11 protein-coding genes are annotated in these 14,384 nt (G+C 72.7%); 3 read left to right on the top strand and 8 right to left on the bottom strand.

Annotation, left to right across the window (positions count from 1 at the left end; all coding sequences use genetic code 11):
- The first annotated feature begins 134 nt into the window (after positions 1–134).
- Positions 135–1,616, top strand: a complete 1,482-nt coding sequence (locus ACQHII_RS05980) for an MFS transporter (RefSeq protein ID WP_427925237.1) — start codon at positions 135–137, stop codon at positions 1,614–1,616.
- A 31-nt stretch (positions 1,617–1,647) separates the two neighbouring features.
- On the opposite strand, the gene ACQHII_RS05975 is transcribed toward ACQHII_RS05980, so the two are convergent.
- From ACQHII_RS05975 to ACQHII_RS05955, 5 genes are all read right to left on the bottom strand, one after another.
- On the bottom strand, positions 1,648–3,471 hold the full coding sequence (locus ACQHII_RS05975; RefSeq protein WP_427918237.1) for a SpoIIE family protein phosphatase: 1,824 nt from the start codon (positions 3,469–3,471) through the stop codon (positions 1,648–1,650).
- A gap of 52 nt (positions 3,472–3,523) precedes the next feature.
- Complete coding sequence (locus ACQHII_RS05970) at positions 3,524–4,204, bottom strand: class I SAM-dependent DNA methyltransferase (RefSeq protein WP_427918236.1); 681 nt, start codon at positions 4,202–4,204, stop codon at positions 3,524–3,526.
- Positions 4,205–4,413: 209 nt separating this feature from the next.
- Positions 4,414–6,588 (bottom strand): hypothetical protein, encoded by a 2,175-nt coding sequence (locus ACQHII_RS05965; RefSeq protein ID WP_427918235.1) that lies wholly within the window; start codon positions 6,586–6,588, stop codon positions 4,414–4,416.
- A 72-nt stretch (positions 6,589–6,660) separates the two neighbouring features.
- A complete protein-coding gene (locus tag ACQHII_RS05960; RefSeq protein ID WP_427918234.1) occupies positions 6,661–7,338 on the bottom strand; it encodes an HAD family hydrolase in 678 nt (225 codons plus the stop codon).
- Between the two features lie 50 nt (positions 7,339–7,388).
- Complete coding sequence (locus tag ACQHII_RS05955) at positions 7,389–7,865, bottom strand: Lrp/AsnC family transcriptional regulator (protein ID WP_427918233.1); 477 nt, start codon at positions 7,863–7,865, stop codon at positions 7,389–7,391.
- Positions 7,866–8,034: 169 nt separating this feature from the next.
- Between ACQHII_RS05955 and ACQHII_RS05950 the strand changes: the two genes are divergently transcribed.
- A complete protein-coding gene (locus ACQHII_RS05950; protein ID WP_427918232.1) occupies positions 8,035–9,528 on the top strand; it encodes an FUSC family protein in 1,494 nt (497 codons plus the stop codon).
- 459 nt (positions 9,529–9,987) lie between these two features.
- Positions 9,988–11,025, top strand: a complete 1,038-nt coding sequence (locus tag ACQHII_RS05945; protein ID WP_427918231.1) for a lactonase family protein — start codon at positions 9,988–9,990, stop codon at positions 11,023–11,025.
- 117 nt (positions 11,026–11,142) lie between these two features.
- On the opposite strand, the gene ACQHII_RS05940 is transcribed toward ACQHII_RS05945, so the two are convergent.
- The 3 genes from ACQHII_RS05940 to ACQHII_RS05930 all read right to left on the bottom strand — a co-directional run bounded on the left by ACQHII_RS05940 (position 11,143) and on the right by ACQHII_RS05930 (position 14,296).
- On the bottom strand, positions 11,143–12,066 hold the full coding sequence (locus ACQHII_RS05940; protein ID WP_427918230.1) for a sirohydrochlorin chelatase: 924 nt from the start codon (positions 12,064–12,066) through the stop codon (positions 11,143–11,145).
- A gap of 95 nt (positions 12,067–12,161) precedes the next feature.
- Positions 12,162–13,124 carry an N-acetylglucosamine kinase gene (locus ACQHII_RS05935; RefSeq protein WP_427918229.1) on the bottom strand — a complete coding sequence of 321 codons (963 nt, stop codon included), beginning with the start codon at positions 13,122–13,124 and terminating at the stop codon, positions 12,162–12,164.
- 494 nt (positions 13,125–13,618) lie between these two features.
- Positions 13,619–14,296, bottom strand: a complete 678-nt coding sequence (locus ACQHII_RS05930; protein ID WP_398997443.1) for a uracil-DNA glycosylase — start codon at positions 14,294–14,296, stop codon at positions 13,619–13,621.
- Positions 14,297–14,384 lie beyond the last annotated feature (88 nt).

Below are 14,384 nucleotides of genomic sequence, written 5' to 3'. Positions count from 1 at the left end.
GAACGGTGAGCATCCGGTGGGCGTGACCGTCCACCGACCCCTCGCGAGTGCGAAGCACCATGAGCAGCGGCCCTCGGCAGGACTCCCCAGCGCGGACCGCCACCACCCGGGACACGGGCGGTGGCGGAAGCACCATGGCGCTGCTGGTGATCGCCTCCTGTCAGCTGATGGTGGTCCTCGACATCACCATCGTGAACATCGCGCTCCCGCACATCCAGAGCGCGCTGGGGTTCTCCACCACCAGCCTCGCCTGGGTCGTCAACGCCTACACCCTCACCTTCGGCGGTCTGCTGCTCCTCGGCGGCAGGGCGGGCGACATCCTCGGCCGGCGGCGCGTGTTCGTGTTCGGCGTGCTGCTCTTCGTGATCGCGTCCCTGCTCGGCGGGCTCTCCCAGAACTCCGGCGAACTCCTCGCTGCCCGTGCCCTCCAGGGCGTCGGCGGTGCCATCGCCTCGCCGACCTCCCTCGCCCTCATCAGTACGACCTTCCGCGAAGGGCCGGAGCGCAACCGGGCGTTCGGCGTCTTCGCCGGTGTCTCGGCGGGCGGCGGCGCGATCGGGCTGCTGATGGGCGGGATCCTCGTCGAGTGGCTGAACTGGCGCTGGGTCCTCTTCGTCAACGTGCCCATCGGACTGCTCATCGTCCTCGCCACCCCGCGCTGGATCCGCGAGTCCGAACGCCACCCCGGCCACTTCGACATCACCGGCGCGCTGACCTCCACCGTGGGCATGGTGCTGCTGGTCTACGGCTTCATCCGGGCCGCGCAGGAGGGCTGGCGGGACTGGCTCACCCTGGCCTCGTTCGGCGCGGCCGTCGTCGTCCTCGCCGCGTTCGTCCTGGTCGAGCGGCGCTCCCGGCAGCCGATCACCCCGCTGCACATGTTCCGCGACCGCAACCGGGCCGGGACGTACGGCATCATGCTCTGCCTCTCCGCGGCGATCTTCGGCATGTTCTTCTTCCTCACCCTCTTCGTGCAGGACGTGCTGGGCTTCAGCCCGCTCATGGCCGGCATCGCCTTCCTGCCGGTCAGCGCGGTGATCGCGGTCGGCGCGGGCCTGGCCTCGCGGTTCCTGCCGACGTACGGGCCCAAGCCGTTCATGGTGGTGGGCGCGATCCTCGCCGCCGGCGGCCTGTCCTGGCTGACGCTGACGGACGTCCACTCCACCTATGCGGGCAGTGTGCTCGGCCCGATGCTGGTGTTCAGCCTGGGCATGGGCATGGAGTTCGTCTCGCTGACCCTGATGGCGCTCTCCGACGTGCCCGTCCAGGAGACCGGCGCGGCCTCCGGGCTCCTCAACGCCATGCAGCAGGTGGGCGGTTCACTCGGACTGTCCATCCTGGTGACGATGTTCGGGACGGCCAGCAGGAACGAGGCGAAGGACCAGATCAGCGCGTTCCTGTCCCAGGCGACCCCGGCCGAGCGGCTCCGCTTCGAGCGCACCGGGCAGCTCCCGGGCATCTGGGGCGACCAGGTCCTCACCTCCGGAGCGTCGGCCGCCTTCGTGATGGCCGCGATCTTCACCGTGGTCGCCGCGCTGATCGCCGTGGTCGTCATCCAGGTCCGTCCCTCCGACCTGGAACGCCTCAAGGGCGGCACGGGAGTCGGGCCGGTCTGAGAGCAAATCCCTTACTCCGTCCGGCTGTTCGTCAACTCCCGTGATACGGCGGCTCCTTCGGGATCCGCTGCTCGAACCACACCACCTTGCCCGTGCTCAGCCGCGTCGCCCCCCAGCGCTGCGCGAGCCGGTCCACGAGGAACAGTCCCCGACCGCCCTCGTCGCCCGGCCCCGCCTCCCGCATCCGGGGCACCTGCGGCGAGTCGTCGGTCACCTCGCAGCGCAGCACGTCGGTGCGCAGCAGCCGTAGGGAGATCGGGCGCGAGGCGTACCGTACGGCGTTGGTGACGATCTCGCTGACCATGAGTTCCGTGGAGTCGAGCAGGGCGTCCAGGCCCCAGCGGCGCAGCACCCGGCGGGTCAGCCGGCGGGCCTGGCCCGCGGTGAGCGGGTGCGGGTCGAGGTGCCAGTAGCCGACGCTGTCCGGCGGGAAGCCCTCGAAGCGGGCGGTGAGCAGCGCGATGTCGTCGTCGCGCGGACCCGGCGCCAGTGCGGCGAGGATGCGGTCGCACAGGCGCTCCAGCGAGGACAGGCGGTGTCCGTGCCGGGTCGACTGGAGGTGGGTGCGCAGGGCCTCGACGCCCGTCCCCACGTCCACGTCCCGGGACTCGACCAGGCCGTCGGTGTAGAGCACCAGGGTGGTGCCGGTGGGCGCGGGCATCTCCACCGACTCGAAGACGACTCCGCCGACGCCGATCGGGGCGCCCGGCGGCACCCGCAGGACCTCCGCGTGGCCGCTCGGGCGCAGCAGGACGGCGGGCGGGTGGCCGGCGTTGGCCATGAGGAGACGGTGCGAGATCGGGTCGTAGATCGCGTACAGACAGGTCGCGATGTGGTCGCTGCCGAGCCGCTGGGCCTGTTCGTCGAGGTGGTGCAGCACCTCGTGCGGGGGCAGGTCGAGACCGGCGAGGGTCTGCACGATGGTGCGCAGCTGGCCCATGATCGCGGCCGAGGTCATGGAGTGGCCCATGACGTCGCCGACGATCAGCGCGACCCGGTTGCCGGGCAGCGGTATCGCGTCGTACCAGTCGCCGCCGACCTGCGCGGTCTTCGACGCGGGCAGATAGCGGCTGGCCAGCTGCACACCGGTCGGCTCCGGCAGCGAGGACGGGAGCATCGTGTGCTGGAGGGTGTCCGCGACGGAGGCCTCGTGGCCGTACATCACCGCCTTCTGGACGCCGATCGCGGTGTGGGTGGCCAGCTGGGAGGCGACGAGCAGGTCGTCGCCGGTGAACACGGAACGCTCGGGGCGGCGCAGCAGGACGACCGTGCCCATGACGTGGTGGCGGCCGTGCAGCGGGGCGATGATCAGCCTCCGGCCCTGCGGCAGCGTCCCCGGCGCGCTCGCCGCCGGTCCCAGCAGCTCGGCCACCGCGGGCCCGATGTCGTCCGCGTCGCCGAAGGCCGGCTGCCCGGCCAGCAGCAGCTTCGCGAGCCGGCCGTCGAGCACCGGCTGCACCCGCTCGGTCACGTCCGTGTACTCGGCGTGCGGCATCAGCAGCGCGGTCCGCGCCTCCGGCGCCCGGTCGATGCTGTGCAGCTGAAGGACCACGGGCGCGGCCGACTTCTCGTCCCCGACGGGCAGCGGATCGTGCAGGTGGATGACGATCGCGTCGGCGAACGCGGGCACCGCCGCCCACCGCAGCTCCCGCAGCGTCTCGTCCAGGTCCATCCCGCGGGCGATCCGCCGGGTCGCCACGTCCAGGTACTGGAGCCGGTCGGTCTGCGGCTCGGGTGCGAGAGGCGCCCGGTCCCATCCCGGGTCCGGCGGCGGGACGGGGGCCGGGCCGCTCGCCGGACCGCCTCGCCGGGCGGTTCCGGCGGGGCCTTCGCGGGGGCTGTGTGGCTCCGTCACGCTTCGTCCCGTCCACTGGTGCGGCCTGGGCCGCCGGGTCGGTGCTACGGCGTCAGTCGCGCCGTCGGCAGCAGAGGAAGACCTGTTCCTCGGGCGGCACGTCGGCGACCGCCGGGGCGTAGGTGTAGGAGGTCTCCTTCACGGTCTCGAAGCCCGCGTCGTCCAGGAGCTTGCGCAGGTCGTCGAGGAGGTAGCCGGAGACCCTGATCGTGTTGCCGAGGAAGGGGATCGCGAAGTCGTCCACATGCGCCTCCACCATCGACAGGGCGAACAGCCCGCCCGGGGTCAGCAGGTGGTGGATCGTGCGCAGGGCGAGGGGGATCTCCGCGCGCGGCAGCATCAGCAGGGAGAAGAACGCGGCGACGGCGTCGAACCGGCCCAGGTCGGTGGGGCCGCCCGGGCGCAGGTCGGCCAGGTCCAGCTGGTGGAACGTGCCGTCCGGGACGTACTTCCGGGCCAGCTCCACCATCCGCCGGGACAGGTCCACGCCCACCAGCTCGAAACCCGCCGCCGTCAGCTGCCGGGCGGTCGGCACGCCCGTACCGCTGCCGAGGTCCAGCACCCGGGAGCCCGGGGCGAGGGACTCGACCAGCCAGTCACCGGCGGCGATCTGGCCCTCCTTGTGCGGGAAGGCCTCGTCGTAGCGGTCCCCGATGGCGTCGAAGGCCTCGGCCTGACCCGAGCGGTCGAGCCGCAGGCTGCCGTAGTCGGCCCCGTCGTTCGCTCTGCTCACTGAAGTGGCCTTTCATCCGCGCATAGAGGATTGTCCCACAAGTGGGGAAAGCGCGTTTCAAGTGGGAGAACGCCATGAGGGGTGCCCTGGGGCACCCCTCATGGGACGTCGAGGGCGAGGAAAGCGAACGGACTGGATTCTTTGCCAGAAGGCAATAAAGGATGGAGAAGGAAGCCCGTTCATGGCCTCGCCACGGCTGACGTTAGCAGTCAGGCGGGGATCAGGTCGCGCAGATTTTCCAGGGTCACGATCCGCGAACCCTCGGGCAGCCCGTCCGGGCGGCGCAGACCGATGTACGTCACCGGACCGTCGTCCGGCACCGCCCCGCCGTCCCAGAACGTCAACTCCGTCGCCCCTCTGCTCATCAGGTCCACGAGATGCCACACGGTGAGCTGATCGCGCTCCACGATCCCGCGCAGCAGGTTCGCCACCGTCACCCGGTTCTCCTCCACCCGGTTCGCCGACGGGCTGCCCTTGAGGTACAGGTGCAGCCACTTCGCCCGCCAGCGGTCGTCCTCCCCGCGCAGGAACACCAGCGGCAGCGCCACCCGCCCCGCGCCGCGCAGCTCCGACTTCATCCGCACGGTACGCGGCTCGAACGGCCGCCCCTTCTGCTCGCCCTCGCGCAGCATGAACCCGAAGAACGACTCCTCGACCTCCTCGAAGCCCTCGCCCGCGAAGATGTTGACCTGCGGCACGACGAACGCCCCGCGCACGGCCCCCAGCCGCAGATTGATGAACTCCGAGGCCCCGTCCGGCGCTTCGGTGATGTCACCGGAGTGCTCACCCTCGACACCGCTGAGCGAGGTGTACGACAACCAGGTGTTCGTCGAGTAGTCCGCGTCGAGCATCAGCGCCGACAGATCGAAGTCGGTCCGCCGCTCGGACTCCTTCCAGTACACGAAGAAGCGCAGCAACTCGCCCTCCACCGCCGACACGGACCCGCGCGGCAGCACCCCGAGCCCCGCCGCCGTCGCCTTCCCGCTCAGCGGCAGCGCCACGTCGAGCACCTCCGGGTCGATCAACAGCCGCTCCGGAGAAGGCAGTCGGCGCCGCGTCTCGTCGTCGAGCGCGGCGATCAACCGCGCCCGCTCCGCCGGCCGTACGACCGTCCGCTCGTCGTCGGTCACCCAGGCACGGCCGCGCCGGTTCACGAACACCCGCAACTCCCCGGTCTCCCGGGCCCTGTTGTGCAGATGCTCGCGCACCGACAGCACCACCCGGCCGGACACCTCGGGCGCGACCTCCTCGGCGGCGGCCACCACGGCGTCCCGCTCCTCCTGCGTGACCGCCGTGCGCAGCAGCCGGTCCAGCGCGCGGAACAGCTTGCCGGGCGCGGACCTCAGCAGCTTCACCGCCCCCAACAGGTCGTTCTCCGCGAGGAGTTCCTCCACCCGGCCGTCGAACGACCGCACCTTCAGCTCACCCCGCGCGACCGCGAACACGTCGGCGGCGTGCGGCCACCGCGGGTACTCGTGCGGGTGCAGCCGCTCGCCGAGCCGCTTCCACTCCTCGCGGTGCGCGGCCACGTCGGCGAGCTTGGCGGGCGCCGCGGCGACCACCGAGTCAAGACCCGCGAGCAGCGCCCGCCGTACCGGCCGGGACAGCGACCGGAAGCGGGTCGGCTCCGCCAGCGCCACATCGCCGTCCGACAGCGCGCAGGCCAGCCGCAGCACATCGGTGACGGTGTCCAGCAGCAGGCTCGAACCCGCTTGCAGGCGGGCCTGGTTGACGATCGCCCGGTTCTCCCGGACCGGGATCGCCTCGGGCTGCGGCCCGTCGGCGCACCGCTCGGCCAGCGCCCGCAGATCACGCCGGTGCTCCTCGCCGAGCGGTGTCTCGCTGCCCGCCAACGCCAGGTAGAGCGCGGTGAGTTCGTCGGCCGGCTCGCCGCCCGGGTGCAGCACCGTGATCCGGTCGCCCGCCGCCGCGATCAACTCGTCCTGGGCGGCCAGCATTTCGGCGTACGTGTGCTGGTACCGGCCGTAGGCCGGCAGGTCGAGCAGGTTCAGCACGCCGGTCCGCAACCGCTTGAGGGTCGCGGACGAGGTCTCCTCGTCGCGGAGCGCGTCGGCGACGCACGACATCCAGAAGTCCACGGTGTCGGGCACATTGGCCGGGAAGTTGATGAAGTAGACGTTGTGCTGAACGTGGTCGCCGACCATCGCGCGGACGGTCCGCAGGGTGCGGCCGGCGATCCCGACGACCGTCTCCCCGGACAGCCCCGACAGCCGTTCCAGCAGCTCCGGGGAGAGCTTGAAGCCCACGGACAGCAGCGCGGCGTCGAACTGCCGCGCGACGGTGGCGCCTTCACCCACGGGACCCGTGGGCGTGGGGACGCGGAGCGTGTGCCGGATGACCAGCGGTTCGAGTCGGTCGATCATTCCGGCATGCTCCCAGAACCGAACAAGCGGGCGCATTCGGGTTTCTCGCAGACCTTTTGTGCGGCCCTGGCCTCAGGTCAGCCAGTCGTACGCCCCCTGCGCGCTGAACTCCGCCTGGCCGCCCCGCAGTAGCAGTCCCGCCGTGGCGAACTCGGGGGCGTCGGCCTGCGCGGTCACGTACGGGATCGCGATGCAGCGCATACCGGCCGCGTGCGCCGCCGCCGCGCCCGGAGCCGCGTCCTCCAGGACCACGCAGTCGGCCGGAGCCGCCCCGAGCCTGCGCGCGGCCTCCAGGAAGACGTCCGGCGCGGGCTTGCCGTGGGCCACCTCGTCCGCCGAGACCACCGTCCGCAGCACCGCGTCGAGCCCGGTCCCCGTCAGGATCGCCTCGATCGCCTCCGGCGACGAACCCGAGGCCACGGCCATCGGCACCCCCTCGGCGGCCAGCAGCTCCACGAACTTCCGCATCTCCGGATACGCGTGCGTGGCGGTCCGGGCCAGCGCCAGATAGCGGCCGTTCGTCTCCGCGAGCAGCTCCTCCACCGGCGCCTTCAGACCGTGGCGCTCCTTGAGGAGGGCGAGGGTCTCCTGGGTGCTGATCCCGACGAAGCGCTCGTGCTGCGCCCAGGTGAAGTCCGGGACGCCGTGCTCGGCGAGGGTCTGCCGGGTGGCTTCGTAGTAGTTCGGCTCGCTGTCCACGAGCGTTCCGTCGAGATCGAAGATGACCGAGAGGCCGCCGAGGTTGCTCATGGGATCAGGATGCCAAGGGGTGGCGAGGGATGCCGAGGGGCGCCGAGTGCTCACTTCCCGGCCGCACGGCCGACCGCCTCCACCAGCGGAAGCAACCGGTGCGGGACCCGCTCGCGCAACACCATCTCGGTCCGCGTGCGGACCACCCCCGGCAGGCTGATCAGCCGCTGGATCACGTCCTCCAGATGACCGTTGTCCCGCGCCACGACCCGGGTGAGCAGATCCCCGCCACCGGTGATCGAGAACGCCTCCACGATCTCCGGTACGGCGGCCAGCGCGTCCCCCACCTCGTCGAGATGGCCCTGCGTCACCTCGATGTGCACGAACGCGAGCACCGGGTGGCCGAGAGCGGCCGGGGACAGGAAGGGCCCTGTGCCGGTGATCACCCCGTCCCGCTCCATCCGGTCCAGCCTGGCCTGGAGGGTGCCCCGGGCGACGCCGAGAATCCGGGCGTACTCACGCACGCTGGTACGCGGCTGCTCCAGGAGGAGCCGCAGGATGCGGGTGTCGAGTTCGTCCACGCTCATGGGCACGACTGTACCAACGGCCCAATCGCAGTGCCCTGTGCCAATGGACCAGCAGTTCAGGGGTCACTTGAGCCAGCATCCCAGGTGATGTTGTGATGGGCGCGTCGATGGCGCTGCGGACCTCCGCGGCGCCTTTTTCGTGCGGGCGTGCGCAAGGGGCGGGGAAGCAGTGCTGAAGCGGATGTTCGTGGCTCCGGACCCGGGGCGGATACGGCTGCGGTTCGCCGCGCGGGCCGTCCTCGGCATCGGCCTGGCGGTGGTCGTCTGCGGCCTGACCGGGCAGTCCCTCGCGGGCGCCGTCACCGGCGGCCTCGCCGCGCTGCTCACCCTGTTCACGGTCACGGACGCCACGGTGCGCGGACAGGCCGTCACCACCGCGCTCCTGCCCTGCGTGGGCCTCCCGGTGCTGACCGCAGCCGCCGAACTGCACGCCCACCCCGTGGCCCGGGACCTCACCTTCCTCGCCGTGGTCGGCGCCGGCGTCTACGCCCGCCGCTGGGGACCGCGCGGCCACAGCCTCGGTGTGTTCGCGTTCATGACCTTCTTCGTGGCCCAGTTCCTGCACGCGACCACCGCCCAACTGCCCGCGCTCTACGCCGCCGTGGCCCTCTCCGTGCTCACGGCGGCCACGGTCCGCTTCGGCCTGTGGTGCTACGAACGCCGGCTGCCCCCGCCCGCCGCACCCGCCCCGCCGCCCGGCCGAGGCCTGGCCCGGGTGACCACCCGCCAGGCGGTCCAGGCGACGACGGGCGCCGGATTCGCGCTCGTGGTGGGCCAGTTGGTGTCAGGCCAGCGCTGGTACTGGGCCGTGGGCGCGACCTGGTGGATCTTCGTCAACACCGCCTCACGCGGCGAGACCGTGGTCCGGGGCTTCCGCCGCGTCCTCGGCACGGTCCTGGGCATCGGCCTGGGCCTGCTCGTCGCCGTGCCGGTCGCGGGCGCCCCCGTCGTGACCGCGATCCTGGTGGCCGCGTGCGTCTTCGGGATCTTCTACTCGGCCGCCGTCTCCTACACCTGGATGATGCTCTCGGTGACCTTGATGGCAGAACTCCTCTACGGCCTCCTCGGCGTCCTGACCCCCGGCCTGCTGGCGCTGCGGTTCGCGGAGACCGGCGTCGGCGCGCTCGGCGCCGTACTGGCCGTCCTGCTGGTGCTCCCCGTGACCACCCACACCACCACGGACGCCTGGATCCAACGCGCCCTGCGCTGCGTCCGCACCTGCACCGCCGAGGCCACCGCCCGCCTCGCCGGCTCCGGCCGCGCAGACCCCGCCGAACGCATCACCGAACTCGAACAACTCCTGGGCCGGGTACGGCTCTCCGTCGCACCCCTCGTGCACCCGTTGAACCCGATGCTCGGCCGCAAGCGCCGGGCCCGCCGGGTGCTGGCGCTGCTCGACGACTGCGCCCACGAGATCCGCGGCCTGGCCACGGTGGCCGCCGACCCGCAGGCCTCCCACGACACCCGCCTCGCCACCGCCTGCCACCGCGTCGAGACCGCGGTCGAGGCACTCACCGGAGGCGGGGCGTCACCGCTCACGGCGACTGCGGGCGGTCCACCGGCGGAACCCGCGCTGGCTCACCTCCACGGGTTGGAGCGTGCGCTCGCGGAACTGGCGGGTCCGCTGCGGGTGCGGTCGGGTTCGGGGCTCGTGGGGGCTTGAGCGGGTTGGGCCCGGCGGGGGTGGGCCTTGCGCGCCGAGCTTGCCCGGTCACCGCGTCGGGAGCACGGTTGAGGCCCTCGCTGACGGCGTGATGTCGCCGCTCGGCGCCACGTCGGCCGGGCTGCCGGTGGAACCTGCGAACCTGCGCCGGCCGATCTGCGGGGGCTGGAGCGTGCGCTCGCGGAACTCGCGGGCCCGCTGCGGGCGCGGTCCGGTTCGGGGCTCGTCGGGGTTTGAGTGGGCTCGGCCCGGCGGGAGTAGCGCCCGCGGCACGAGGCCTCTGGCCGGCCAACCCGCGTCGGCCCATCGGTACCGGCTGGAACGGCCCGTGCGGGACTTGCCCAGCCTTGCGCGCGGTCCGGCACACCTCGCTGCAACAGGCTCCGCACTTTGGTCTAGACCGTTCATGATCGACTGCTACCGTCACCCCGGACAGCACTGAACCGAGAGGGGACAGCGGTGACAGACGGCGGCAGGCGGCAACGGCGGGCCTTCATCGGGTCGTTCACGGCGGCGGGCGGTCCTGGTGTCGTCGCGGCGGCCGTGGACGCGCACAGCGGCGCGCTGACCGTCCTGAGCAGCGTCGACGGCGTCCCCGACCCCTCGTATCTGGCCCTGGCGCCCGAGGGGGACACCCTCTACGCGGTCAGCGAGACGGACGAGGGCGCGGTGGCCGCGTACCGCGTCAACGGCGACAAGCCCGAACCGCTCGGTCCGCCGGTGCGCCTCGGCAGCGCCGGACCGACGTACCTGAGCCTGTACGCGGGGCACGTCCTGACCGCCGACTACGGCTCCGGCAGCGTCACCGCCGTCCCGGTCCGCCCCGACGGCACCCTGGCGGACCGCCCCTCCGGACAGCTCCGGCACACCGGCTCGGGCCCGCACGAACGACGTCAACAGGGGCCGCACGCCCACCAGATCCAGCCCGACCCCAGCGGCCGCTGGGCCGTCGGCATCGACCTCGGCACCGACTCCGTGCTGGTGTGCACGCTGGACGACGGACGCCCCGTACTGCACCGCGAGATCGCCCTCCGGCCCGGCTCGGGCCCCCGTCACCTGGCCTTCCATCCCGACGGCGACCGCGCGTACGTCCTCAACGAACTCACCCCGACCGTCACCGTCTGCCGCTGGGACGCCGGGCGCGGTGCACTGAAACCGCTGGCCGAGACCCCGGTACTGCCGGGCGCCCCGGCCGGCGACGCCGCCTACCCCTCCGGCATCGTGACCTCACCGGACGGCCGCTTCGTCTGGACGGCGACCCGCGGCGAGGACGTGCTGTCCGTGCTCGCCGTCGAGGGGGAGGGGCTGCGCCTGATCGGGACGGTGCCCTGCGGGGGACACTGGCCGCGCGCCCTCGCCGAGGCCGGGGGGTACCTGTATGTGGCGAACGAGCGGTCGGGCGACGTGACCTGGTTCGCCGTCGACCCCGCCACCGGCGTCCCGCGCCCCGGCGGCTCGATCGATGTGACCGCCGCGTCCTGCGTGGTGTTCGACTGACCCCGCGGCCGTTTCCACGGCATGCCGAAGGGCCCGCTCCCGCGTGAGGAGGGGCCCTTTCGGCGCTACGGCGTTACACGTGCCAGGCCAGGCCACGCCGGTACGGACCGGACCGGGTCAGCGGACCGGTGCGCCCTGCTGCTGCGGCGGCGCGATACCCAGCGCCGTCGTGTACTTGGCGAGCGCGAGCTTGCCGATCGCCGGGTACGGGCCGAGCGCCTCGGCGGCCGAACAGCCCGCCTCGGCGGCCGCGGCCTGGAGCAGACCCGGGTCGATCTCGGGCCCGATCAGATACGGCGCCAGCGCCAGCTGCTGCGAACCGGACCCGCGCAGCTGCTCCGCGATGGCCGCGATCGAACCCTCCTGGTCCAGCGCCGCCGCCATCACCGGCACGGCGAGACGCGCGGCGAGCAGCATGCCCGTGATACCGGCCGCCTGCACCGCCTCCTCGCCGCCCACGGACGCGAGGATGATGCCGTCCGCGGCGGTCGCCACGGTGAACAGCCGGGCCCGGTCGGCACGGGCGAGACCCGCCTCGGAGAGCCGTACGTGCAGCGCCTCGGCGAGCAGCGGGTGCGGGCCGAGCGAATCGGTCAGGTCGGCCGCGACCCGGCTGTCCATGACGGCCTGGCGGACCTGGCGCAGCAGCGCGCTGTCCGGACCGGCGAGCAGCGGCACGACGACGGCCACGGGACCGTCGGGCTCCTTGACGTCGGCACCGGCGGCCCTGGCCTGCTCGAAGCGGGCGGTGCGTTCCTCGGCCGCGTGCGCGAGCACGGAGGTCAGCGTGGGGAACTCGGCGTCGTCCCCGTCGAGATAACCGATGCGGCCGTCCAGACCGGGCAGCTCGGAGCGCGCGATGCTCACGACCTCCTCGGCGAGGCTGCGCGTGGCGGCGCTGGGCGTGCCCGGCACGGCGAGCACCAGCGCGGGCGCGCCCTCGGGAGCCGCCAGCGGCTCGGGTCGGCGGTGCCGCCCGGGCTGGCGAGGTCGCGGCATTCGTACTGGCAGGCCGGACGCGGGCCCAGTGGGGGAGCTCATGGCGACGCATGTTACTGGCTTCTTGGGCTCCCCTGTTCGGGGAGGGTGCAGGTGAGCGGTATCCGTCCTGTTTTGTCGGATGAGTTACGTACGGATCAGAAGTGATCACCTGGGTCCGCCACGTCCACCACGTGCACCATCACGCCGTCGGCCGGCAGGGCGAGCGCGCCCGCCGCGAGGTCGCGCGCGATCCGCACGGCACCGTCCAGCGGATCGCCCGCCGCCGCGACCGGTCGGGCGTGCGGCAGCCGTTTCGCCAACTCCTCGCCCACGGGTACGAGAAGCGGGTCGCCCATCCGGAACAGGCCACCGGTGAGCGCGATCTGCGGCTCGCCGGCCGTCGGACAGACCGCGGCGGCCGACTCGGCCATGTGCCGCGCCGCGGCACGAAGAATGCCCGCCGCCACCGGGTCGTCCGGCGCGCACTCGGCGACACGGGGCGCGAAGGAGGCGAGCACGGCGGGCCGATCCGGCCGCGGATACAGCTTGCCGGGCAGTCCCGGCATCGGCCCGAACTGCTCCTCCGCGCAGGCCAGCAGCGGCCCCGAACCGCCGTCCCGCCCGTCGAACGCCCGCAGCGCCGCCTCCAGCCCGGCCCGCCCGATCCACGCCCCGCCGCCGCAGTCGCCCAGCAGATGTCCCCAGCCGTCCGCCCGCCGCCAGCCGGTGAGGTCGGTGCCGACCGCGATGAGTCCCGTACCGGCCGCGACCACGGCACCGGGCCGTATCCCGAGGGCGCCGACATAGGCGGTGACGGCATCGGCGACGAGCGCGACCGTCCGCACCCCGAACTCCCGCGCCAGCGCCCCCGGCAACTCCTCCCGCAACCCGTCCCCGAGGGTGGCGAGCCCGGTGGCCCCGATCACGGCCGTACCCCACTCAGCACGCCCGGCATCACCGGCCAACTCCCGCACCATGGGCACCAGTTGCCCCATGAAATGCCCGGCATCGATCCCTCGCGCACCGGTCCGCACCGGCTCCCCGGACGCGAGCGTCACGGACACCGGACGCCCGACTTCCCCTACGACGACCCGCACCCCGGAACCTCCGGAGTCCACGGCGAGAAACCTGGCGCGGGTGTCCTGTGCGGGGGGTGCCGATGGAGGCACCGCGGAAGGGAACGCGGAGCGAATCGCGGAGCGAACCGGCTCGGGGGGCCTGCCCGACGACCTCCCGGCGGCGGTACTGGCCTCGGCGGCGCCCGCCTCGGCCGTGTCGGGAGAGGACAGTTGACCGCCGGGAATCCCCTCATCGCTACTTCCGGCATCGGAGGTCCGGCCGAAGGTCACGGTCCCGTCCGGAGCACCGGCCCCGGCCCCGGCGGCCGCGGCGGACCGGGCCAAGGACACCGATCCGTCCGAAGTTCTCGTGGCGATGTTTCTGGTCTCGGTGGACGGGCCGACGGAAAACGGCCCCTCCGAAGTCCCCTCGGCGTTACCTCTGATGCCGGCAGCACCGCTGAACCCGACAGCCCCGCCCGCGGAAACCGGTCCGCGCGGCGCCCCCGCTGATTCCGCCGCCCCAGCCGAACCGGTGTCCCCCGGACCGGTCGTCACGGCAGGCGCCAGTCCACCGGTTGTCCTCCCTGGCGGACCAGCAGGTCGTTGGCGCGGCTGAAGGGGCGGGAGCCGAAGAAGCCGCGGTCGGCCGACATCGGGGACGGGTGGGAGGACTCCACCGAGGGCAGGTCGCCGAGGAGCGGGCGCAGGTTCCGGGCGTCACGGCCCCACAGGATCGACACCAGCGGCTTGCCGCGCGCGGCCAGCGCCCGTATCGCCTGCTCGGTGACCTCCTCCCAGCCCTTGCCGCGATGGGCGGCCGGGCTGCGCGGGGCAGTGGTCAGCGCTCTGTTGAGCAGCAGCACCCCCTGCTGACTCCACGGCGTCAGATCGCCGTTGGACGGCTGGGGCAGCCCCAGGTCCGTGTTCAGCTCGCGGTAGATGTTGAGCAGGCTCGGCGGCAGCGGACGTACGTCGGGGGCCACCGAGAAGGACAGCCCCACGGCGTGCCCCGGGGTCGGGTACGGATCCTGTCCGACGATCAGGACGCGGACGTCGTCGAAGGGCTGCTGGAAGGCCCGCAGGACATTCGGCCCGGCCGGTAGATAGGTGCGTCCGGCGGCGATCTCCGCGCGCAGGAAGTCCCCCATCCCGGCGACGCGTCCGGCCACGGGTTCCAGGGCTTTCGCCCAGCCCGGTTCGACAATCTCATGCAACGGTCGTGGTGCCACGGGCGTCACCCTACTGCCGCAAACGGCTCGACGATCAACCGGTGGCCCGAGCCCGACCGAGAACGACCGGACTGTGGGCCCGCGTGAA

Source organism: Streptomyces sp. cg40 (genome assembly GCF_050320165.1).
Lineage (GTDB): Bacteria > Actinomycetota > Actinomycetes > Streptomycetales > Streptomycetaceae > Streptomyces > Streptomyces hokutonensis.
This window is presented reverse-complemented; position numbering and strand designations above follow the sequence as displayed.

What these genes read in the sequence shown, in the direction of transcription:
- ACQHII_RS05955 (WP_427918233.1), bottom strand. Translation starts at nt 7,865, where the DNA reads ATGAGCGTGGACGAACTCGACACCCGCATCCTGCGGCTCCTCCTGGAG.
- ACQHII_RS05960 (WP_427918234.1), bottom strand. Translation starts at nt 7,338, where the DNA reads ATGAGCAACCTCGGCGGCCTCTCGGTCATCTTCGATCTCGACGGAACG.
- ACQHII_RS05980 (WP_427925237.1), top strand. Translation starts at nt 135, where the DNA reads ATGGCGCTGCTGGTGATCGCCTCCTGTCAGCTGATGGTGGTCCTCGAC.
- ACQHII_RS05940 (WP_427918230.1), bottom strand. Translation starts at nt 12,066, where the DNA reads ATGAGCTCCCCCACTGGGCCCGCGTCCGGCCTGCCAGTACGAATGCCG.
- ACQHII_RS05965 (WP_427918235.1), bottom strand. Translation starts at nt 6,588, where the DNA reads ATGATCGACCGACTCGAACCGCTGGTCATCCGGCACACGCTCCGCGTC.